The organism is Citrobacter sp. Cpo221 (assembly GCF_030332345.1).
Classification (GTDB): domain Bacteria; phylum Pseudomonadota; class Gammaproteobacteria; order Enterobacterales; family Enterobacteriaceae; genus Citrobacter; species Citrobacter portucalensis.
The window spans coordinates 326,270-347,537 of the sequence record NZ_JAOWIA010000057.1; the positions used below are offsets into that span (position 1 = coordinate 326,270).

Genomic DNA, 21,268 nt, shown 5'->3' on the forward strand with positions numbered 1-21,268 from the left:
TAAGGCTTACAGAGAACATGGTAGATAAACGCGAATCCTATACGAAAGAAGACCTTCTTGCCTCTGGTCGCGGTGAGCTGTTTGGCGCTAAAGGGCCACAACTGCCAGCACCAAGCATGCTGATGATGGACCGTGTCATCAAGATGACCGAAACCGGTGGCAACTTTGACAAAGGTTATGTTGAAGCTGAACTGGATATCAACCCGGACCTGTGGTTCTTCGGTTGTCACTTTATCGGCGATCCGGTGATGCCGGGCTGTCTGGGTCTCGACGCCATGTGGCAACTGGTTGGATTCTATCTCGGCTGGCTGGGCGGCGAAGGTAAAGGCCGTGCGCTGGGCGTAGGCGAAGTTAAATTCACCGGCCAGGTTCTGCCGACCGCGAAGAAAGTCACTTACCGCATTCACTTCAAACGCATCGTTAACCGTCGCCTGATCATGGGCCTGGCAGATGGTGAAGTGCTGGTTGATGGTCGTCTGATCTATACCGCAAACGATCTGAAAGTGGGTCTGTTCCAGGACACTTCCGCGTTCTAATCCAGAACTGCGAAGCAGCCAGACATTAACGTTTCCCCGTTTTTTCAGGTGTGCAAAAAGGCGAAACCTCCGCTCTGCGGAGGTTTCTTTTATCTAAAGAGACAGAATCAGGCCATTAAAACCCTATCCCCCATGGCTTCTCGCCAGCCTCCCAGCCAGTATGACCTCTGATTCAGCGTCTGATAGGGACACATTTCTTTTGAGCGTCCGGCAATGCCGGCCTGATATCCACGTTGATGTGCCCGTTCCAGGCGATCTCGTTTTTGTCTCTTCATGCCTCGTTTCCCTCATTTTTGGGTCTGGTGGAAAAGAAAACAGTGATTACTAAGTGTGCAATCACACTAAACGAATACCCCTAAACATCAGGCTCGTCAATGCGCAAAATTCACGCCAGTGTCATATTTGTGAGCTACTCGCTAAATCATTTGTACAAAAATAGTCAGTCAGAACAGCTATCTCCACGGCTAAAAAAATAAAAAAAACCGCCCCGGGCAATGAACCAGGGGCGGTATAATTTACAATTATTTAAGCTTAAGGGATGCGTTTCAGCTCTTGAGCAATGGCCATTGCTTCCTGACTCCAGGCATTGGCAAGAACCTTCACCATCTCATCGTAGCCGTCTTTAGTCTGTACAGCTTCGATATGGAATGGACGTTTGATCAGTTGTCCCTGATGATTCAGCAACCATTCACCGCTCACGATAACCTTACCATCGTACCGACCGTGGAAGCCGGTTACGGTAACGTTCAGCGTGTCCTGAGTGCTTCCCAGCGGCTGTGAAGCGACAACCCAGCCAGGCAACTGCATACTGAGGTTCGCAACCAGCGTATTGCGCAATTGCTGATCTAATGGGCTGGCCCAGAGATTATTATTGGCTATCACATATTGCACATCGCTGGTCTGGTAAACCACCCCATTACCGGCCAGATAATCAGGTACCGCAATCTGTTCAACCCACAGCAGACGGTTTCCCTGATTGGCGGAGCTTTGTACGCCCCCTTGTGCGATAGGGAGCTGGTAATAGCTTTTATTTTCTCCGCTGGAGCTGCATGACGTCAGCCAGACCGCCATCATCACCACTAGCCACTTTTTCATTGTTTCGCCCTCTTCGGCTCTGGATCTTTTTTGTCCTTCGCTTCAAATACCAGCGCATTACTCTTATCGTTCAGCGTTTTCAGTACCGGTTGCAGTTCACGCAGCACCTGATCAAGACGCTGCATATCCGCCACCATCTTGTTGTAGGCCGCGGAACCAGGCTGGAAGCCCTGCATACTACGATTTAGTTCACGCAATGTGTTTTGCATATCCGCCGGCAGATCCTGCATCGACTGGCTGGACGTGATCTTGTTCATGTTATCCAGCGTGGTTTGCAGATGCTTCATCGTGCGCTGGCTTTCCGACAGCGTATTGGTTGCCTGCTCAATCATCGGGTTCAGCGGCAGATTGTTAATCTTATCCAACGCTTCCATCAGACGCTGTTGGATCTGCGCCAGACCACCGCTCACGGTCGGAATAATTTGATAACCATTAAATTCACGCACCCCAGTAATAGGCGGCTCTTTCGGGTAGAAGTCGAGATCGACATACAGCGCGCCGGTTACCAGGTTCCCGGTTTTGAGCGATCCTCGTAATCCGCGTTTAAGCAGTTGCTCCAAATGAGCGCCAACATCGGTATCCTCTCCCAGTTGCGCCTTCAGACGTTCTGGTTCAATACGTACCAGCACCGGAATGCGGTAATCATTGTTAAATACCTGACGCATATTCGGTGAGAAGAAAGGTACTTTACTCACCGTACCCAAGCGGATGCCACGGAATTCCAGCGGCGCACCAGGCTGCAGGCCACGAATCGAATCTTTAAAGAACATCAGGTAATCAATATGATCGGTATACAGTGAATCCTGAATACTTTTTTGATCGTCATAGAGATTAAACGCTGATTGTTGTGCGACCGGCTCGCCCTGCTCTAAACCTTCTGGCACATCAAAACTTACACCACCGCCAAACAGCGTGGAGAGCGATCCCATTTCCACGCGCATACCTGCCGAGGTAAGATCAACGGCGATCCCGCTGTCTTTCCAGAAACGCACATTACTGGTCACCAGACGATCGTTAGGCGCATTGATGAAAAGCTGATAGCTGATGGTACGCTTTTGGGCATCAAATGTGCTGGTTTCAACCGAACCTACACGATAGCCGCGGAAAAGCACCGGATCGCCAGGGCTCAACTGACCGGCTTTTTTGCTGTCCAGAATCACACGGATCCCTTTTGCATCTGGCGGGGCCAGCGGCGGTGAATCCAGCAGTTGATAATTTTCCAGCCTACTGCCTTTATTGCCAGGCTGCAGTTCAATATATGCCCCGGACAATAGCGTGCCGAGTCCACTGATACCTTCACGTCCAACCTGCGGCTTCACCACCCAAAAGACAGAATCTTTATGCAGCAGCTTTTCCATTCCGGAGTTAAGACGCGCTTTAATCTCCACATGGGTCAAATCATCAGTCAGGGTTGCGCTCTCGACGATACCGACATCCACGCTGCGGCTTTTAATCGTCGTTTTGCCCCCTTCAATACCTTCGGCATTGGTGGTAATAAGCGTGACCTGTGGCCCCTGATGACTGTAGTGATAAAACAGTACCCACGCGCCAATGAGTGCAGTGACGATAGGGAATATCCACACGGGCGACCAGTTTTTTACCTTTTGCACTTTGGCTTCCCCACTTTTAGATTCCATGCTGTCAGGACTCCTCATGGCCTGGTTCTGGTTCACGGTCCCACGACAGACGCGGATCAAATGTCATCGCAGAAAACATTGTCATAATGACGACTAAAGCAAACATCAAAGCACCCATTGCAGGATAAATGTTCATTAACCCTCCCATGCGCACCAGCGCAGAGAGTACCGCAATCACAAAGACGTCGATCATTGACCAGCGACCGACAAATTCCACAACTTCATAAATCAGGTGCATACGTTCGCTGTCGCGTTTGCCGTGCCCTTTGGCATCCCAGCATAGCCAGGCAATGGCGATCATTTTCAACGTCGGCACCATAATACTGGCGATAAAAATAACCGCAGCCACCGGATAAGAGCCTTCGCTCCAGATTAAAACCACCCCCTCAAGTATCGTTGATGGCAGCTTTGACCCGAGCAGATCGGTAATCATAATCGGCAAAATATTGGCAGGAAGATAAAGCATGATTGACGTAAACAGTAATGCCAACGTCCATTGCAGACTGTTTTTACGCCGCACATAGCCTTTCGTCTGGCAGCGCGGACACACCCGTTCATTAGCGGGAAGTATCGCAGTGCAGCAAGAGCAGGAACGCAGTCCCTGTCGAATGCCGGGTACACCAGGTTTTAACTCCTGCTTAATCACTGGCATTGGCGCAATATCATCCCACAGCCAGCGACGGTCAACGCACTGGAATGCGCGCAGTTGCAAAACGCAAAAGAAGCACCACGGAATAAAGCTGCTGCCCACGCCGATATCGCCGTAAGCCATGAGCTTAACGAAGCTGACCAGCACGCCGGCGAGGAAGATTTCCGCCATCCCCCAGCTTTTTAACTGGAACAGGACGCGTGCAAGACCCGCCTTAAGTCTTGCGGGCATCTGCACCCGATTCACCAGCAGCAGGATAGTCAGCAGGCAAAACGCGGGGACCAACTGCACGAATAATAAAAAGAAGGTGCCGAGACTGGCGTAGTCTTCAGAAAAGAGAACGCTGGGGATCTCCAGCAACGTGACTTCGCTGCTCACCCCTGCAACGTTCATATTCACAAAGGGGAAGAGGTTTGACAGAAGCAGCATGAATAATGCTGCTAAAACATAGGCGGTAGGACGCTGCCGCGGCGCGTCCCACTCCACCGTTAACGTAGTGCCACATCGTGGACATGCCGCTTTCTGACCATGCTCAAGGCGAGGTAACGCCACCAGCATGTCACACTGCGAGCACAAAATATGCTTCGCGGCATGGTGATGTTCGCACATATGTGCTCCTTTAAATTATGCGCCGTTCTTCAAAGACTCAAGATACTCCCAGCGCTCAAAGGCTTGCTCAAGTTCTTGTTCCGCTTCGTTCAGACTAGCTAATACCTGTTGTGTTTGCTCATGTGGCTGACTGAAAAAAGCGGCGTCAGCAACCTGCGCTTGTAGCCTTTCCAGTTTAGCTTCCAGTTCTTCAAGCTGCGCGGGGAGTTGCTCGAGTTCGCGCTGCAGTTTATAGCTTAGTTTGCTCGTGCCACGTTTGACAATTTCTGCTTTAGGAGCAACGGCTTCCTCTGTTTTTTTCGTGACCGGTTGTTTAAACGCCACATACTGAGATTGCTGGCTGCGCGCATCATGATAACCACCGACATAACGACCAATTTTACCGCCGCCTTCGAAGATCCAGCATTCAGTTACAGTATTATCCACAAACTGACGGTCGTGGCTTACCAGCAGTACAGTCCCCTGATAGCTATCAATTAGTTCTTCGAGCAGTTCCAGCGTTTCGACGTCAAGATCGTTCGTTGGTTCATCGAGAATCAAAAGATTGCTGGGTTTCAGAAAAAGACGCGCCAACAGCAGGCGATTTCGTTCCCCACCAGAAAGCGCACGCACTGGCGTCATCGCGCGTTTCGGATGGAACAGGAAATCCTGCAGATAACCCAGCACATGGCGAGGTTTACCGTTAACCATCACCTCTTGCTTACCTTCAGCCAGGTTGTCCATCACGGTTTTATCTGGATCCAGTTCGGCGCGGTGCTGATCGAAATAGGCCACTTCCAGCTTGGTGCCGACGTGAATGCGTCCACTGTCAGCCTGAAGCTGGCCTAACATCAACTTCAGCAGCGTTGTTTTGCCGCAGCCGTTCGGTCCGATTAGCGCAATTTTGTCGCTACGTTGTACCTGTGCGGAGAAATCTTTTACCAGCTGCTTTCCATCAACCTGGTAATCCACGTTCTCCATTTCGAAAACAATCTTGCCTGAACGGCTCGCCTCTTCGACCTGCATCTTCGCCGTACCCATCACTTCGCGGCGTTCGCCACGCTCGCGACGCATGGCTTTCAGTGCGCGCACGCGGCCTTCGTTGCGGGTACGGCGCGCTTTGATCCCCTGACGGATCCAGACCTCTTCCTGCGCCAGCTTGCGATCAAACTCTGCATTTTGTAACTCTTCTACGCGCAGCGCTTCTTCTTTCTCCAGCAGATACTGATCGTAATTCCCCGGATAAGTCACCAGCTTGCCACGATCGAGGTCGACGATACGTGTCGCCATATTGCGTATAAATGAACGGTCATGGGAAATGAAGATGATTGTCCCATTGAAGGATTTCAGGAACCCTTCCAGCCAGTCGATGGTTTCAATATCCAGGTGGTTTGTTGGTTCATCCAGCAGCAGTACACGCGGATTACTCACTAACGCGCGGCCCAGCGCCGCTTTACGCAGCCAACCGCCTGAAAGCGAAGAAAGTGCGGCGTTTGGATCCAGCCCCAACTGCTCCAGCACTTCATTAATACGGCTTTCGAGCTGCCACAGATTGTGATGATCGAGCATTTCCTGAACCCGCGCCATCTCATTCAGATTTCTGTCGCTCGGATCAGTCATCACCAGACGCGAAATATCGTGATAACGCTTGAGATACTCGGCCTGCTCTTCGATACCCTCGGCAACGAAATCATACACGCTGCCCTCAACATTACGCGGCGGATCCTGTTGCAGACGCGCCACAACCAGATCCTGCTCATAAATGATACGCCCGTCGTCAAGCCCCTGCTCACGGTTCAGGATCTTCATCAGCGTCGATTTACCTGCGCCGTTACGGCCAACCAGACAGACGCGTTCGTTATCTTCGATATGCAGTTCTGCATTATCAAGAAGCGGCGCATCGCTGAACGACAGCCATGCACCATGCATACTGATCAATGACATTTATTTATCCTTTCAGGCTGCGGTAATCAGCCAGCAATTGTGGATCTGACGGTTACGGGCAAAATCCTGGGAAAGCGTTTTTTGGGTAATTTCTTGTGCTTTCAATCCCAGTTCAGCCAAACCGTCGAGATCCATACGGAACCCACGTTTGTTGTTGGAGAACATGATCGTGCCGTCTTTACGCAGCAGACGTTTCAGATCTTTCATCAGCGCCAGATGATCGCGCTGCACATCAAACGAATCTTCCATACGTTTTGAGTTAGAGAACGTCGGCGGATCGATGAAAATCAGATCAAACTGTTCATTCGCATCACGCAGCCAGCCCAGGCAATCGGCCTGAATTAAACGGTGAGCGCGACCGCTCAGGCCGTTCAGACGCAAGTTGCGTTCCGCCCATTCCAGATAGGTACGCGACATATCGACCGTCGTAGTACTACGCGCACCGCCCAATCCTGCATGTACGCTGGCGCTTCCGGTATAGGAAAACAGGTTGAGGAAGTCCTTACCTTTACTCATCTGCCCCAGCATGCGGCGCGCAATACGGTGGTCGAGGAATAAACCCGTATCAAGGTAGTCAGTCAGGTTCACCCACAGGCGCGCGTTGTACTCGCTTACCTCAATGAATTCACCCTTCTCATTCATCTTCTGATACTGATTCTTGCCTTTCTGTCGCTCACGGGTTTTCAGCACCAGTTTGTTTGGCGCGATTTCCAGTACTGACAGCGTGGCGGCAATGATGTCGAACAGGCGTTGACGTGCTTTTTGCGCATCAACCGTCTTCGGCGGGGCGTATTCCTGAACCACGACCCAATCACCGTAACGATCTACTGCAACGTTGTATTCCGGCAGGTCAGCGTCATACAGGCGATAACATTCAATTCCTTCCTGACGCGCCCATTTTTCCAGCTTCTTAATATTCTTGCGCAGGCGGTTGGCATAATCTTCCGCTACCGTGGCAGGCTTGCTGTCCGCAGTGGTCTCTGCAACGTGATAATTCTTCTGCACACAATCCAGCGGGCCGTTTTTCGCTTTGAACTGCTTGTCGGCACGTAATTGCAGGCTGCTAAGCAGATCCGGCGAGGCGCTGAACAGCGACAAATTCCAGCCGCCAAACTGGTTTTTCATCGTACGGCCCAGCAGGCTGTGCAGGGCAATCAGCGCCGGTTCGCTATCCAGACGTTCGCCGTAAGGCGGGTTACTGATAACTGTCCCATACGGTCCTTTCGGCAGCGGATTGCTCAATTTGGCGACATCTTTCACGTCAAACGTCATCAGATCGGCGATACCGGCGCGGCGAGCATTACTACGCGCTTTTTCAATCACGCGCGCATCGCTATCGGATCCATAAAAATGCGAGGTATAGTCAGCCAGTCCCTTACGCGCACGCACCTGCGCTTCGGCTTTAACTTCTTGCCAGACGGCTTCGTCGTGTTGCGCCCAACCGCTGAAGCCCCAGTATCCACGGTGCAGACCCGGCGCGCGATCGGTCGCCCACATTGCCGCTTCAATCAGCAGCGTGCCGGAACCACACATCGGATCGAGTAACGGGGTTCCCGGCTGCCAGCCAGAACGCATAACAATTGCCGCGGCCAGCGTCTCTTTAATCGGTGCCTGACCCGCGCGATCGCGATAGCCACGCTGATGCAAACCGTCACCGCTCAGATCGAGCGCAATGCTGGCAGTATCCTTGTTCAACCAGACGTTGATGCGCAGATCCGGAGATTCACGATCCACATTCGGACGCGGCATATTTTTGCGGGTAAAGGCATCGACAATCGCATCCTTGACCTTCAGCGCGCCGTACTGGCTGTTACGAATGGTCTCGTTCAGTCCGCTAAAATGGACGGCAAACGTAGCACCAGGGTTAAATATCTCTGTCCAGTCGATTGCCTGAACGCCGAGGTACAGATCAAGATCGCTGTAGACCTTGCACTCTCCCATCGGCAGGATAATGCGCGAGGCCAGGCGGCTCCACATCAGGCTCTGGTAAACAAGCCGCGTGTCGCCCTTAAAATGGACCCCACCCTGAACGACCTGACACTCCAGCGCGCCGAGGTTTTCCAGTTCAGTTTTTAACAGCTCTTCCAGCCCGCGGGCCGTACTGGCAAACAGAGAATTCATAATGTCACTTTTACTCCGAGAAAATTGCTGCGCATTATAGCTAATATGGGCTGTATGTCATAAAGTTGAAGGCTTATTTTCATTCGAGGGGCTGTACAGTGGTCACGTTAACCCGACTTTTTATTCATCCGGTTAAATCAATGCGCGGCATTGGGCTTACGCATGCCCTGGCAGATATTAGCGGTCTCGCCTTTGATCGCATATTTATGATCACTGAACCTGACGGAACATTCATAACCGCCCGCCAGTTCCCACAAATGGTCCGTTTTACGCCTTCCCCATTCCACGATGGGCTGCATCTTACGGCGCCAGACGGCAGCAGTGCGCTCGTACGATTTGCCGATTTCGCTCCTCAGGATGCACCAACAGAAGTATGGGGAAACCATTTTACCGCGCGTGTTGCGCCAGCGGCTATCAACCAGTGGCTTAGCGGCTTTTTCTCCCGTGAAGTGCAGTTACGCTGGGTCGGCCCGCAGCTGACGCGCCGTGTAAAACGCCATGTTGATGTTCCTTTATCCTTCGCTGATGGTTATCCCTATCTGCTGGCCAACGAAGCATCCCTGCGCGATCTGCAACAGCGCTGTCCGGCAAGCGTCAAAATGGAACAGTTTCGCCCCAATATAGTGGTTTCGGGAGCAGGTGCCTGGGAAGAAGATACCTGGAAAGTGATTCGTATTGGCGACGTCATTTTTGATGTAGCAAAACCCTGTAGCCGCTGTATTTTCACGACAGTTAGCCCGGAAAAAGGCCAGAAACATCCATCCGGTGAACCGCTTGCCACATTGCAAACCTTCCGTACTGCGGTAGATAACGGCGATGTCGATTTCGGTCAGAATCTTATCGCGCGTAACAGTGGCGTTATTCGCGTCGGCGATGAGGTAGAAATTTTGGCAACCGGCCCCGCCAGAGCGTACGGCGCGGCTGAATCAGACGAAACTACACCCGAACAACAACCTGATGCCACGGTGCTTATTGACTGGCAGGGACAGACCTTTCACGGAAATAATCAGCAGGTATTGCTTGAGCAGTTGGAGAACCAGGGTATCCGGGTTCCCTATTCATGCCGGGCAGGCATTTGCGGATGCTGTCGAATTCGACTGGTAGAAGGCGAAGTTAGCCCGTTGAAGAAATCAGCGATGGGGGACGACGGAACGATTCTGTGCTGTAGCTGTGTTCCCAAAACGGCAATCAGGCTGGAGAGCTAAACCGCCTGTTCAAGGCTGAAACTGTCAACAACGGCCTGCGGTTTCAGTCTGTCATTCATTATTTTAATCGCATCGCCAAGCTGCATCGTACGCCCGGCGATAACCACGCCAGGTTGCGCAAGCAGGCAAAGCGCGGCGTTTTTACCCGGCTCAACCACTAACAGGTTTACCTGTTCATCGGTATCGCTTAAATCAACACAGGCTGCGTCACCCACGACCGGCGACCAGTTAATACCGTGTGCGACAAAGTGCCAGCTTTTTGGCATTTGCGGTTTGAGATAACGAATCGCCACCAGCGCATTAAGCACCAGTTCCGCTTTTTGTTCTTTGGCTAAATCCAGGTAGCGACATTTTTCTTCAAAGGAAAAATAAAGCGCGGCGTCATCAACACAAAAACCAGACGGAGAAAATGCATCAGGAGTGAGCATTTTACGAGCAAAACGCGAACGGAATAACATGCCATTGGCTAAATCGAGCATCATACGATCGTGCTCTTCATCATAATACCAGCGCCAGTTATCGTCGGGTTTAATTCGCATCAGTTTCTCTCCTTTCCTTAATCATCACCGTTACGACAGTATCCTTTTGCCGCTTCGTTTATTGCCCTAATAATAAAAGCTCAGAATGTTTAAATAAGCAACAGTAAAGGAATATAAAACAACCAGGGCTAGAAATAAAGCCCTGGTTTGTGATTAAGGTAGCATTCAGATATTGCTGACGATTTCTTTTATCAACGGCGGACCTTTAAAAATAAAGCCCGAATAAATCTGTACGAGGGTTGCACCAGCAGCTATTTTCTCACGTGCAGCAATCACCGAGTCGATACCACCAACGCCAATAATCGGCAGCTGACCTTTTAATTCCTGAGACAACTGGCGAATAATTTCTGTACTTTTTAATTGTAACGGTCGACCGCTCAGACCACCCATTTGATCGCAATTTTTCATTCCCTGAACAAGAGAACGATCGAGGGTGGTGTTAGTCGCAATTACGCCATCAATATTATGACGAACTAAACTATCGGCGACCTGGATCAGTTCTTCCACAGAAAGATCCGGCGCGATCTTTACCGCCACCGGAACATATTTATGGTGGATCGCTTGCAGATCGTTTTGCTTATTTTTAATTGCCGTCAGGAGATCGTCCAGCGCTTCGCCGTATTGCAGCGTACGTAATCCCGGCGTATTCGGTGAAGATATATTAATCGCGATATAACCAGCATAAGCATAGACTTTTTCCATACAAATCAGATAGTCATCTTTGCCGTTCTCTACTGGGGTATCTTTGTTCTTACCAATATTAATACCCAGAATACCGTCAAAATGCGATTTTTTAACGTTCTCAACCAGGTTATCAACCCCGTGGTTATTAAACCCCATGCGGTTGATCAGACCTTCTGCATCGACCAGACGGAACAGACGCGGTTTATCGTTACCCGGCTGAGGGCGTGGCGTCACGGTACCAATCTCAATGGAACCAAATCCCATAGCGCCGAGCGCATCAATGCACTCCCCGTCTTTATCCAGTCCGGCAGCAAGCCCGAGCGGATTTTTGAACGTCAACCCCATACAGGTGACCGGTTTTGCCGGTACTTTCTGGCGCACAAGCGCTTCAAGCGGCGTGCCGGTAATACGACGTAATTGCTGGAATGTCAATTCATGAGCGCGCTCTGGATCGAGCTGAAAAAGGGCTTTACGAACGAAGGGGTAGTACATGAACTCTCCTGGATTCCCGGTGTGCAAACCGGGGGCGTATTATGTGCGATCGCGAGCAAAAAGGGAATTGACCTGCGGCAATAAATAGCAATCGTTTTCCTCGCCTCTGCCTTTTTATTCAATTTCCAACTTTTCTATCCCGTATAAATCATTTCGATAAACAAAATCTCTCTGCCAGACTGCTCAAATTGTTATCGATGTTAACAAAAAGCAAACAATTAGTTATAAGGGGAGAATGAAATTATGCGCGTCATCACTCTGGCGGGGAGCCCTCGCTTTCCCTCTCGATCCAGTGCGTTACTGGAATATGCCCGAGAAAAACTTCACGGTCAGAATGTCGAAGTCTTTCACTGGAACCTACACAATTTTTCCCCGGAAGACCTGATCTATGCTCGTTTCGACAGTCCAGCGCTGAACACATTTATCGAACAATTGCAGGATGCAGACGGGCTGATTGTCGCAACACCAGTCTATAAAGCCGCTTACTCTGGCGCCCTGAAAACCCTGCTCGATCTACTCCCCGAGCGGGCGCTGGAAGGGAAAGTGGTTTTGCCGCTGGCGACCGGCGGCAGCGTGGCGCATTTACTTGCCGTCGATTACGCGCTGAAACCGGTACTGAGCGCATTAAAGGCCCAGGAGATCCTGCACGGTGTGTTTGCTGATGATTCACAGGTAATTGATTATCAACATAAACCTCAGTTTACGCCCAACCTTCAGCAGCGTCTGGACAGTGCGCTCGATACCTTCTGGCTGGCGTTGCATCGTCGCGATGTCCAACTTCCTCAACTGAACACCCTGCGAGGTGCCGCTCATGCTTGATTTTCTCAGGCGTCACACGTCATGGCTGGCACTGACCGGGTTGTTGTCGCTGTCAACTCTGGGGCATGCCGCAGAATCGGCCCCCGATGCTATGCGTATTGGTTACCAGAAAGGAAGCGTCAGTATGGTGCTGGCCAAAAGCCATCAGCTACTCGAGAAACGCTATCCGCAGACTAAAATCTCGTGGGTCGAATTCCCGGCTGGACCGCAAATGCTGGAAGCACTCAATATCGGCAGTATCGATCTCGGCAGTACCGGTGACATTCCGCCGATTTTCGCCCAGGCAGCCGGGGCCGATCTGGTTTACGTGGGCGTCGAGCCGCCCAAACCGAAAGCCGAAGTGATTCTGGTGCCAAAAAATAGCCCAATTCAGAGCGTCGCGCAGCTTAAAGGACATAAAGTCGCCTTCCAGAAAGGCTCCAGCGCCCACAATTTACTGCTCCGGGCGCTGCAACAGGCCGGACTGAAATTTACCGATATTCAACCGACGTATCTGACTCCCGCCGATGCGCGAGCGGCCTTTCAGCAAGGGAACGTTGATGCGTGGGCTATCTGGGATCCCTATTATTCCGCCGCGTTACTGCAAGGTGATGTACGCGTACTGAAGGACGGCTCAGACCTCAAGCAAACCGGTTCGTTTTATCTCGCCGCCCGTCCTTATGCCGAGAAAAATAGCGCTTTTGTACTTGGCGTACTGGATACCTTTAGCCAGGCCGATGCGTTAACGCTCAACCAGCGCCAGCAAAGCATTACCCTGCTGGCCAAAACCATGGGGCTGCCCGAACCGGTGATTGCGTCTTATCTGGATCACCGTCCGCCAACCACCATTGTGCCAGTCAACGCCTCCGTTGCTGCCCTGCAACAACAAACCGCCGATTTGTTTTATGACAACCGTTTGGTGCCGAAAAAAATCGATATTCGCCAGCGTATCTGGCAACCCACCCAGCAGGCAGGAGAAAAATTATGAGTCTGAATATGTTCTGGTTTTTACCCACCCACGGTGACGGTCATTATCTTGGAACGGAAGAAGGTTCGCGCCCGGTCGATCACAGTTATCTGCAACTAATCGCGCAAACGGCCGATCGTCTTGGATTTACCGGCGTCCTGATCCCAACCGGTCGCTCTTGCGAAGATGCCTGGCTGGTCGCCGCTTCGATGATCCCGGTCACCCAGAGATTAAAGTTTCTGGTCGCGCTGCGCCCAAGCGTCACCTCGCCAACGGTTGCCGCACGTCAGGCTGCGACGCTCGACAGACTCTCAAATGGCCGGGCGTTATTTAACCTGGTGACCGGCAGCGATCCACAGGAGCTGGCAGGTGACGGTGTGTTCCTCGATCACACAGAACGATATGAAGCCTCTGCTGAATTTACTCAGGTCTGGCGGCGCTTGCTGCAAGGTGAAACGGTGGATTTCAACGGCAAACATATTCATGTCCGCGGCGCGAAGCTGCTTTTCCCTCCCGTACAACAACCCCGGCCACCGCTTTATTTCGGCGGCTCGTCTGATGTCGCACAAGACCTTGCTGCCGAGCAGGTTGATCTCTATCTGACCTGGGGCGAGCCGCCGGAACAGGTGAAAGCGAAGATTGAACAGGTGCGGGCCAAAGCAGCGGCGCTCGGGCGCAAGATCCGCTTTGGTATTCGTCTGCATGTGATCGTACGGGAGACAACCCACGAGGCGTGGCAGGCAGCGGATCGTCTGATAGCCCACCTGGATGACGACACCATTGCCAAAGCCCAGGACGCCTTCTCAAGAACGGATTCGGTTGGTCAGCAGCGAATGGCTGCACTGCACAATGGTAAACGCGACAAATTGGAAATTAGTCCGAACCTGTGGGCAGGCGTTGGACTGGTACGCGGTGGCGCGGGTACCGCGCTGGTCGGAGATGGTCCGACTGTCGCGGCGCGTATCAACGAGTATGCCGCGCTGGGAATCGACAGCTTTGTGTTGTCCGGATACCCACATTTGGAAGAGGCATACAAGGTTGGCGAGCTGCTGTTCCCGCATCTGGATGTTGCTATACCGGAAATTCCGCAGCCGCAATACCTGCAACAACAAGGTGAAGCGGTAGCAAACGAATTTATCCCGCGCAAAGTCGCGCAAAGCTAAGGAGCGGCTAATGGCAACGCCGAAAAACAGATGGTTATTACGCCTCGCGCCCTGGTTTTTACCGGTAGGTCTGGTGGCGCTCTGGCAGCTCGCATCTTCAATGGGCTGGCTGTCCACTCGCATCCTGCCCTCTCCGGAGGGTGTTATCGAAGCCTTCTGGACGCTTTCCGCCAGCGGCGAGCTTTGGCAGCATCTGGCCATCAGTTCCTGGCGCGCGCTAATCGGATTCTCCATCGGTGGATCGATTGGCCTGACGCTGGGACTGATCAGCGGTCTTTCGCGTTGGGGAGAACGTCTGCTGGATACCTCAGTGCAGATGCTGCGTAACGTACCGCATCTGGCGCTGATCCCGCTGGTGATTCTGTGGTTCGGCATTGATGAATCCGCCAAGATCTTTCTCGTTGCGTTGGGCACGCTGTTCCCGATTTACATCAACACCTGGCATGGGATTCGTAGTATCGATCGTGCACTGGTAGAAATGGCGCGCAGCTATGGATTATCCGGCTTTTCACTGTTTGTTCATGTGATCCTCCCCGGCGCCCTGCCCTCGATTATGGTCGGCGTACGTTTTGCTCTCGGTCTGATGTGGCTGACGCTGATTGTGGCAGAAACCATTTCTGCCAATGCTGGTATTGGTTACCTGGCGATGAACGCCCGCGAATTTCTGCAAACCGATGTGGTCGTGGTGGCCATTATTCTCTACGCCTTGCTCGGCAAACTTGCCGACGTCAGCGCCCAATTGCTGGAGCGAGTCTGGCTACGCTGGCACCCGGCTTACCATGTAAAGGAGGCTACCGTATGAATACCGCTCGCTTGAACCAGGGTACGCCGCTATTGCTGAGCGCCGTGACAAAACAATACGCCGCCAATACGGTGCTCAATCAGTTAGATTTGCATATTCCGGCCGGACAGTTTGTTGCCGTGGTTGGCCGCAGCGGCGGTGGTAAAAGTACGTTGCTGCGTCTGCTGGCAGGGCTGGAATCGCCGACCTCAGGCGCATTACTTGCCGGAACCACCCCACTGGCGGAAATTCAGGATGATACGCGTATGATGTTCCAGGATGCGCGTCTGCTGCCATGGAAGACGGTTATCGATAATGTGGGCCTGGGTCTGAAAGGTCAGTGGCGCGATGCGGCCCGAGATGCGCTGGCCGCCGTTGGGCTGGAGAGTCGTGCTCACGAATGGCCGGCTGCGCTATCCGGTGGACAAAAACAGCGTGTAGCCCTGGCACGGGCATTAATTCATCGCCCCGGTTTGCTGCTGCTGGATGAACCCCTCGGCGCTCTGGATGCCCTAACCCGCCTTGAAATGCAGGATCTGATCGTCTCTTTATGGCAAGAGCACGGCTTTACCGTACTGCTGGTCACTCATGACGTCAGTGAAGCGGTGGCAATGGCCGATCGCGTGTTGCTGATTGAGGACGGAAAAATCGGACTGGATCTTACGGTGGATATTCAGCGCCCCCGCCGTTTGGGATCGGGACGGTTAGCCGATCTGGAAGCGGAAGTGTTGAACCGGGTTATGCAGCGTGGCGACAATGAAGTTCAGTTACGCAAGCAGGGTTAAAAATGCCGGATGGCGCTACCGCTTATCCGGCCTACGCGTGAATGGTAGGCCGGACCCATCCGGCAATATTATCAGGCTAACGCTTTAGAGATCTTCTCGAACAGATCGCCTGAGAGATTCTCCAGACCTTTCAGCTTTTCCAGCGCCGCACGCATTTTCGCCTGACGTTTTGCATCATAACGTTTTAAGCGAATCAGCGGCTCAATCAGACGTGACGCCACCTGCGGGTTACGACTATTAAGCTCAGTCAACATGTCGACCAGGAACTGATATCCACTACCATCTTCCGCATGGAATGCCGCCGGGTTGCTACCTGCAAAGGCACCGATCAGCGAACGGATTCGGTTCGGGTTACTCATACTGAAAGAGCGATGCTTCAGCAGGCCGCGTACGGTTTCCAGCACGTTTTTCGCCGGGCTGGTGGATTGCAGGATAAACCATTTGTCCATCACCAGACCGTCATGATGCCACTTATCATCATACTCTTGCATTAGCGCGTCGCGACATGGCAGCTGCGCCGCTACTGCCGCGGATAGCGCCGCCAGCGCATCGGTCATATTGTTCGCTTCACGATACTGCTTGCTTACCAGCGTGTCAGCCAGATGGGTTTCGCCAAAGGCCAGGAAACGCAGGCAGGCGTTACGCAGCGTACGCTTGCCAATATCGGCATGCTCAACGCGGTACTCATCAAGATGATTAGCGTTATAGATGGCGAGGAATTCATCTGCCAGTTCGGCCGCCAGCGTGCGGGTTAATGCTTCGCGTACTTCGGTTATCGCCACCGGATCGATGATGTCGAACAGTTCAGCTATTTCATTTACTGAAGGCAGCGTCAGGATCTCTGCCGCCAGCGCCGGATCGATTTTCTCATCCAGTAAAATTGCGCGGAATGCATCAGCCACGTGTACCGGCAGCGACAGCGGTTGTCCCTGCTGATGACGGGCAACGTTAAGCTTAATATAGGTCGCCAGCAGGCTTTGCGCCGCGTCCCAACGAGAGAAATCGTTACGCGCATGACGCATCAGGAAGGTCAGCTGCTGATCGCTCCATTTGTATTCCAGTTTTACCGGCGCGGAGAATTCGCACAGCAGCGCCGGAACCGGCTGGAAGTAGACGTTATCAAAGACAAACGTCTGCTCTGCCTGGGTGACGTTGAGTACAGAATTCACCGGGTGCCCGCCTTTTTGTAGCGGGATCACTTTCCCTTCGTTGTCATACAACTCGAGGGCGAAAGGAATATGCAGCGGCTGTTTTTCGGCCTGATCCGGCGTGGCCGGCGTGCGCTGGCTGATCGTCAGCGTGTACTGCTCAGTTGACGGATTGTAGTCATCACGCACGGTCAGAATCGGCGTACCGGACTGACTGTACCAGCGGCGGAAATGGGAGAGATCAACGTTAGAAGCATCTTCCATCGCCTGCACGAAATCATCACAGGTTGCAGCACTGCCGTCATGACGCTCAAAGTACAGTTGCATCCCTTTCTGGAAGTTAGCCTCACCGAGCAGGGTGTGGATCATACGAATCACTTCAGCGCCCTTTTCATACACGGTCAGGGTATAGAAGTTGTTCATTTCAATGACCATATCCGGACGGATAGGATGCGCCATCGGGCTGGCATCTTCAGCAAACTGCAGACCACGCATGGTGCGCACATTGCTGATGCGGTTTACCGCGCGTGAGCCGAGATCGGAACTGAACTCTTGATCGCGGAACACGGTTAAGCCTTCTTTCAGGCTCAACTGGAACCAGTCACGGCAGGTCACACGGTTGCCGGTCCAGTTGTGAAAATACTCATGACCGATAACGCGCTCAATATCGAGGTAGTCTTTGTCGGTGGCGGTATCGGTACGTGCCAGCACATATTTGGAGTTAAAGATGTTCAGACCTTTATTCTCCATCGCGCCCATATTGAAGAAATCCACGGCGACAATCATATAGATGTCGAGGTCATACTCGAGGCCAAAGCGCTCTTCATCCCATTTCATGGAGTTTTTCAGCGAGGTCATCGCCCACAGCGCGCGATCCAGATTACCGCGATCGACGTAAAGTTCCAGCGCCACTTCACGCCCGGAACGGGTAGTAAAAGTGTCGCGCAGGACGTCAAAATCACCGGCCACCAGCGCAAACAAATAGCACGGTTTCGGGAACGGATCCTGCCACTGTACCCAGTGACGACCATTTTCCAGTTCGCCCTGCGCCACACGGTTACCGTTGGAGAGCAGGAACGGATATTGGGTTTTATCGGCGATAATTTTGGTGGTAAAACGCGCCAGGACATCAGGCCTGTCGAGATACCAGGTAATATGGCGGAAACCTTCCGCTTCACACTGGGTGCACAGCGCGTCGCCAGACTTGTACAGCCCTTCCAGCGCGGTATTGGCCGCCGGGCTAATTTCATTCACGATACGCAGCGTAAAACGTTCCGGCAACTGACTAATGACCAGAGCGCCCTCTTCTTCTTTATACTCTGTCCACGGCTCGTCGTTCACGTGGATCGACACCAGGGTCAGATCTTCGCCATTCAGGCGCAGGGGCACATCGGACGCGCCATGACGGACAGCCTGGCTCACTGCGGTGACCACGGTTTTTTCAGCATCCAGGTCAAAGGTCAAGTCAATATCAGTAATCTGGTAATCCGGCGCACGATAGTCGTGACGGTATTTGGCTTGTGGCTGTTGTGTCATAAAAAAACCTTTAGCATCTTTAATAGAGTCTCGGCTTCAGTCTATTCCTGTTGCGTAAATCGCGCTACGCAGAATGTTCATCTTTTCAGGCACAAACACCCTTTTTGCTACATTTTCATAATATGTACTCATAGTTTTTAAAATCGATAAAGATCGTCCAGGAGCGCATAAAACAAGGGATGAGCGAGATCGATGAAAGTCAGAGTTAATGAACTTTAACGAACTTCACAGACCACTTTTGCCCCATCCATGCCCCATGACTGAATTTAGCTAACACCAGGAACCATCCATGTTCCAGAACAAATCAGCTATATAATTCCGTCGAGCATGCCCCATAAACGTCATTGCTCTAGCTTCTCAGATATTCATTGAGTGCCTATACTTTCAGTCTTAAGACTGGAGGTATCTATGTGTGGACGTTTTTCACAGTCAATGACGCGTGAAGACTACCTCGCCTTTCTCGCTGATGAATCAGAACGCGACATTCCATACGATCCAGAACCCATCGGAAGATTCAACGTAGCGCCAGGAACAAAAGTTCTGCTTCTTAGCGAACGTGATGAGCAGTTGCATCTTGATCCAGTTATCTGGGGATATGCCCCCGGTTGGTGGGATAAACCGCCGCTCATTAACGCACGGTCTGAAACTGCGGCCACCAGCAGAATGTTTAAACCACTCTGGCAGCATGGTCGTGCAATTTGCTTTGCTGATGGCTGGTATGAATGGAAAAAGGAAGGTGACAAAAAGCAGCCCTACTTCATTCATCGAGCCGATGGCCAGCCGATATTCATGGCGGCAATCGGCAGCACACCATTCGAACGTGGAGATGAAGCAGAAGGATTCCTGATAGTGACGGTTGCTGCAGACAAAGGACTGGTAGATATTCACGACAGGCGGCCACTGGTACTGTCACCAGATGCTGCTCGCGAATGGATGAGGCAGGACGTTGGAGGGAAAGAAGCTGCGGAAATTGCGGCCGATGGTTCCGTACCGGCTGATAAATTTATATGGCATGCCGTGACGCGTGCAGTTGGGAATGTGAAAAATCAATGACCAGAGTTAATACAAACTATGCGTTAATGTACGATGCGGCAGGAAAAACGTCTGCTTTGAGCGAGGGGCGGCCATTTCCTGTGGAATGAAATCACAGCAGCTAGCGACAATAAATATGGTTATTAAAGCTGTAGCGATTAAGTAGTTTCTGTAAAATTCTACGACAACTATGCAGCCATGGCTGTCATTTCAGCTCATAGGTAATCTGTTATGCCAATTTCTATTAAAGCCACGAAAAACACCAGTACAGGCATCAGGGGAGTACAGCGATATGGAGAAATGTATCGCTGGCGTGTTGATGCTGTCAGGTTCAGAAGCCTAACAGGACAAGATCCAACACCGCTATTCATTGCGCGTCTTAATGAGCGTGAATCGGGATGTGTAGACTCTGTTAGTTTTCATACTATTGAGGATGCAGGGGATGACCTTTGTAAGTTTTTAAAAGCTATGACTGGTGCTTCATTTGAGTACTAATGCCACTACTCGAAATTACTCATTACTCTTTTCATAACGTCCGCTCCTGGCACATAGCTGCCATTGAAATGGTTGCGCACCGTCATGGGGTGTCGGGGGTCGGAGGTTCAAATCCTCTCGTGCCGACCAAAAATCCTTTAAGAACCAGCCTGTTACGGCTGGTTTTTTTATGTCTGTTTTCTGTACGGGGAAACTCCGGGGAATTATTGGGGTGAAACTATCGACAGATCACCAGCCAACTACGATCTATCGGATTGTAATATCCTCTTGAGTAGCAAGCACGATAATTGCCAGGAACCTTTTCTCTATACAGTTGTCTGACAATAGAATTCATCTGACATTAAGAAGCCCTATGATTACTAGTCTCTCATTGGTATTTGCCGTGATTACCACTCTGTGCATCATGTTGTTCGCTGCGGTAAAAGTAGGGATTGGTTTGTCTAACAATCCAGACAGAAATGATAATTAACCTCAACCACGTAACCACACTTCATACTTCACTTAACAGTGATGTGCTCACATCACCGGGCAGTCATCAAACTCCGCATTCCTGGCATCATTAATGATGTACGTGATAACCCCGAATATAGCGGGTGCAGAACTGTAGCCGTCATCATCTACTGGCAGCGCCTCTCTTCTCCCGTTCTCCAGATTAACCAAGTGGGGCTGAGGGTGAGTTCTATATCGCTTGATCCTGAATTCCCCGTCGATTGCACATATCAGCAGTGAACCATCGCAGGCAGTAAGTGACGCATCCACAACAAGCAACGCTCCCTGGATTATCCCTTCCCTGAAATGTGAACGCGATGCCCGCATGAAATAAGTCGCTGCGGGCTGACTGATTAGCTGCTGATCGAGGGAGATTCGTGTTTCAACATAATCTGCCGCAGGTGAAGGAAAGCCCATGTTTACGCCCTCTCTTGAATACCGGATAAAAACACAGTATAAATACTGTATATCCATCCAGTAAAGGAGCAATGAGCAATGTTCGTGGAACTCGTTTATGACAAAAGGAATTTTGATGGTCTGCCCGGTGCGAAAGATATCATCCTGGGCGAATTGAGTAAGAGGGT

At 51.7% G+C, this 21,268-nt stretch carries 20 protein-coding genes, 1 tRNA gene and 1 pseudogene; 12 read left to right on the plus strand and 10 right to left on the minus strand.

Annotation, left to right across the window (positions count from 1 at the left end; translation table 11 throughout):
* The first annotated feature begins 17 nt into the window (after window positions 1-17).
* Window positions 18-536 carry a bifunctional 3-hydroxydecanoyl-ACP dehydratase/trans-2-decenoyl-ACP isomerase gene (gene fabA / locus OGY72_RS17215; RefSeq protein WP_003035875.1) on the plus strand — a complete coding sequence of 173 codons (519 nt, stop codon included), beginning with the start codon at window positions 18-20 and terminating at the stop codon, window positions 534-536.
* 107 nt (window positions 537-643) lie between these two features.
* On the opposite strand, the gene rmf is transcribed toward fabA, so the two are convergent.
* The 6 genes from rmf to rlmKL all read right to left on the minus strand — a co-directional run bounded on the left by rmf (window position 644) and on the right by rlmKL (window position 8,570).
* Complete coding sequence (rmf, locus tag OGY72_RS17220) at window positions 644-811, minus strand: ribosome modulation factor (RefSeq protein ID WP_003035871.1); 168 nt, start codon at window positions 809-811, stop codon at window positions 644-646.
* Window positions 812-1,067: 256 nt separating this feature from the next.
* The gene (gene pqiC / locus OGY72_RS17225) at window positions 1,068-1,631 is read right to left on the minus strand and encodes a membrane integrity-associated transporter subunit PqiC (protein WP_003831985.1); all 564 of its coding nucleotides are present in this window, start codon (window positions 1,629-1,631) and stop codon (window positions 1,068-1,070) included.
* Window positions 1,628-3,268, minus strand: a complete 1,641-nt coding sequence (gene pqiB / locus OGY72_RS17230; protein ID WP_149281421.1) for an intermembrane transport protein PqiB — start codon at window positions 3,266-3,268, stop codon at window positions 1,628-1,630. The genes pqiC and pqiB overlap by 4 nt, the downstream gene beginning before the upstream one ends.
* 4 nt (window positions 3,269-3,272) lie before the next feature.
* Entirely contained in the window at window positions 3,273-4,526 is a 1,254-nt protein-coding gene (pqiA, locus tag OGY72_RS17235; protein ID WP_003831981.1) for a membrane integrity-associated transporter subunit PqiA, read from the minus strand.
* A gap of 15 nt (window positions 4,527-4,541) precedes the next feature.
* Window positions 4,542-6,449, minus strand: coding sequence for an ABC transporter ATP-binding protein (locus OGY72_RS17240; RefSeq protein ID WP_003831978.1), 1,908 nt, complete (start codon window positions 6,447-6,449; stop codon window positions 4,542-4,544).
* 12 nt (window positions 6,450-6,461) lie between these two features.
* Window positions 6,462-8,570 carry a bifunctional 23S rRNA (guanine(2069)-N(7))-methyltransferase RlmK/23S rRNA (guanine(2445)-N(2))-methyltransferase RlmL gene (gene rlmKL, locus OGY72_RS17245; protein ID WP_003831977.1) on the minus strand — a complete coding sequence of 703 codons (2,109 nt, stop codon included), beginning with the start codon at window positions 8,568-8,570 and terminating at the stop codon, window positions 6,462-6,464.
* 98 nt (window positions 8,571-8,668) lie between these two features.
* Between rlmKL and OGY72_RS17250 the strand changes: the two genes are divergently transcribed.
* Window positions 8,669-9,775, plus strand: a complete 1,107-nt coding sequence (locus tag OGY72_RS17250) for a YcbX family protein (protein WP_286548471.1) — start codon at window positions 8,669-8,671, stop codon at window positions 9,773-9,775.
* Here the strand turns inward: OGY72_RS17250 and zapC are convergent.
* Together zapC and pyrD are read right to left on the minus strand one after the other, a co-directional pair.
* Window positions 9,772-10,314, minus strand: a complete 543-nt coding sequence (gene zapC / locus OGY72_RS17255; RefSeq protein WP_286548475.1) for a cell division protein ZapC — start codon at window positions 10,312-10,314, stop codon at window positions 9,772-9,774. The genes OGY72_RS17250 and zapC overlap by 4 nt on opposite strands.
* Before the next feature lie 165 nt (window positions 10,315-10,479).
* On the minus strand, window positions 10,480-11,490 hold the full coding sequence (gene pyrD / locus OGY72_RS17260; protein WP_003831973.1) for a quinone-dependent dihydroorotate dehydrogenase: 1,011 nt from the start codon (window positions 11,488-11,490) through the stop codon (window positions 10,480-10,482).
* A 243-nt stretch (window positions 11,491-11,733) separates the two neighbouring features.
* Between pyrD and ssuE the strand changes: the two genes are divergently transcribed.
* The 5 genes from ssuE to ssuB are packed head-to-tail and all read left to right on the plus strand — an operon-like array spanning window position 11,734 to window position 15,984.
* A complete protein-coding gene (gene ssuE, locus OGY72_RS17265; RefSeq protein WP_286548477.1) occupies window positions 11,734-12,309 on the plus strand; it encodes an NADPH-dependent FMN reductase in 576 nt (191 codons plus the stop codon).
* Window positions 12,302-13,276, plus strand: a complete 975-nt coding sequence (locus OGY72_RS17270; RefSeq protein WP_286548479.1) for a sulfonate ABC transporter substrate-binding protein — start codon at window positions 12,302-12,304, stop codon at window positions 13,274-13,276. Before ssuE ends, OGY72_RS17270 begins: the two co-directional genes overlap by 8 nt.
* Window positions 13,273-14,418: an FMNH2-dependent alkanesulfonate monooxygenase gene (gene ssuD / locus OGY72_RS17275; protein ID WP_003831965.1), complete on the plus strand. Its 1,146-nt coding sequence runs from the start codon at window positions 13,273-13,275 to the stop codon at window positions 14,416-14,418. Before OGY72_RS17270 ends, ssuD begins: the two co-directional genes overlap by 4 nt.
* Before the next feature lie 10 nt (window positions 14,419-14,428).
* Window positions 14,429-15,220: an aliphatic sulfonate ABC transporter permease SsuC gene (gene ssuC, locus OGY72_RS17280; protein WP_149384723.1), complete on the plus strand. Its 792-nt coding sequence runs from the start codon at window positions 14,429-14,431 to the stop codon at window positions 15,218-15,220.
* Window positions 15,217-15,984 carry an aliphatic sulfonates ABC transporter ATP-binding protein gene (gene ssuB, locus OGY72_RS17285; RefSeq protein WP_149384724.1) on the plus strand — a complete coding sequence of 256 codons (768 nt, stop codon included), beginning with the start codon at window positions 15,217-15,219 and terminating at the stop codon, window positions 15,982-15,984. Before ssuC ends, ssuB begins: the two co-directional genes overlap by 4 nt.
* A gap of 71 nt (window positions 15,985-16,055) precedes the next feature.
* On the opposite strand, the gene pepN is transcribed toward ssuB, so the two are convergent.
* Window positions 16,056-18,668 carry an aminopeptidase N gene (gene pepN, locus OGY72_RS17290; protein WP_286548481.1) on the minus strand — a complete coding sequence of 871 codons (2,613 nt, stop codon included), beginning with the start codon at window positions 18,666-18,668 and terminating at the stop codon, window positions 16,056-16,058.
* 408 nt (window positions 18,669-19,076) lie between these two features.
* Here pepN and OGY72_RS17295 point away from each other — a divergent pair, with 408 nt between their 5' ends.
* From OGY72_RS17295 to OGY72_RS24810, 4 genes are all read left to right on the plus strand, one after another.
* The gene (locus tag OGY72_RS17295) at window positions 19,077-19,721 is read left to right on the plus strand and encodes an SOS response-associated peptidase (RefSeq protein WP_257661566.1); all 645 of its coding nucleotides are present in this window, start codon (window positions 19,077-19,079) and stop codon (window positions 19,719-19,721) included.
* A gap of 210 nt (window positions 19,722-19,931) precedes the next feature.
* Entirely contained in the window at window positions 19,932-20,195 is a 264-nt protein-coding gene (locus OGY72_RS17300; RefSeq protein WP_128317703.1) for a hypothetical protein, read from the plus strand.
* Between the two features lie 47 nt (window positions 20,196-20,242).
* A tRNA-Pro gene (locus OGY72_RS17305) sits at window positions 20,243-20,324 on the plus strand.
* Window positions 20,325-20,547: 223 nt separating this feature from the next.
* Window positions 20,548-20,664: a YnaM/YnfT family protein gene (locus OGY72_RS24810; protein WP_352446998.1), complete on the plus strand. Its 117-nt coding sequence runs from the start codon at window positions 20,548-20,550 to the stop codon at window positions 20,662-20,664.
* A gap of 47 nt (window positions 20,665-20,711) precedes the next feature.
* On the opposite strand, the gene OGY72_RS17310 is transcribed toward OGY72_RS24810, so the two are convergent.
* On the minus strand, window positions 20,712-21,101 hold the full coding sequence (locus tag OGY72_RS17310; protein ID WP_191235002.1) for a HumD family translesion DNA polymerase: 390 nt from the start codon (window positions 21,099-21,101) through the stop codon (window positions 20,712-20,714).
* A gap of 78 nt (window positions 21,102-21,179) precedes the next feature.
* Here OGY72_RS17310 and OGY72_RS17315 point away from each other — a divergent pair.
* A pseudogene (locus tag OGY72_RS17315) lies at window positions 21,180-21,268 on the plus strand (DinI family protein); the annotation flags it as partial.